Here is a 1,108-nt window from a genome sequence, read left to right on the forward strand (position 1 = left end):
ACGAAGTTGATCTGGCTCAGCACCGCCGTGCCGCGGATGCCCATGGTGGCGACCGGCGTGTCGACCTTCATGTCGCCGTGCTTGGCGGTCTCACCGGCAACGAAGGTGATGGTGCCCGCGACCAGACTGAGCAGCGAAGAATTGTTCGACCCGTTGGGGTCGTAGACCATATCGTTCAGCACCATCCGCGCATTGGAGGAGAGGCCGAACACCGTGCCGTCGATGAACGTGATGCCGAGCGTCGAGTCGCCACCGGTCGAGACCACGTCGCCCTTTTCGACGTTGTCGCCGTTGTTGAGGATGACGGAGACGCCGTTACGGACCGCAGTCGCGCTGCCGGCCAGCTTAGTGACGTGGCCGATGACTTGTGCCGCGGCCGCGCCGGGCCCGGCCTGCGCATATTCAACGTGCCCCGTAAGCGCGTTGACGATGTCGCCGGTCAGGTGGGCACCATCGGGCGAGGCGATCGCCGCGCGCTTGTCGCCCCTGAAATAGTCGTGAACGACGAAATCGCGCCCGTCATGGGATAGCACGAGGTCGAGACCGGCGCGCTTGAAATCGCCATTGAAGATAAGGTTCGGGTCGGGAACGACGAACGCGCCGTCCGGCACGTGACCGTGCCCTTTTGCGATAAAGGGCTTGGCGGTAAAGGAATCGACATGGAAGTAGGAGGCTAACTCTGGCCCGACCCCGTCCCTGGATAGCATGCCTTGAAATTTGGCCGCGTGACTCAAAACTGCACCACAAAAAGGTTAATATTAAAATAAATCTTATCTGGAGGCTTATATACCATTCCAACTTCGTTCGCGCGTATTTCACTGAACAAAAATGCACAATGCTAAGGCATTGAAATCACGGGATTTTAAATAGCCTCAGCGAAACGGCTCGCATATCCAGCTTCATGCGCCAGGCTGAAATGCTGCGAAGACCCGATGTCGCCGCGCAAGGGCCTGGGTACGTGCGGGTTTCAATAAGAAGTAGATCGCGCAACTTTAGATTGTCTATCGGAAGGCACTGTGGTGCATCATCATAGTGAACCGCCCCGGGTTTGCCGGAGGCCATTTGGTTTAAGTTATGCCGCCATAGCTGGTTGTTCCAGCATGGCGTA

General features: G+C 57.7%; 2 protein-coding genes. Both read right to left on the reverse strand.

The window, feature by feature from the left end; translation table 11 throughout:
• Positions 1-734: FecR family protein (locus AC0L3S_RS39065; protein ID WP_473285277.1), on the reverse strand; the 734-nt coding region annotated here is incomplete at its 3' end.
• Positions 735-852: 118 nt separating this feature from the next.
• On the reverse strand, positions 853-1,108 hold a 256-nt coding region (locus AC0L3S_RS39070; protein ID WP_473285279.1), incomplete at its 5' end, for a hypothetical protein.

This window comes from Bradyrhizobium sp. Ken01 (genome assembly GCF_055807355.1).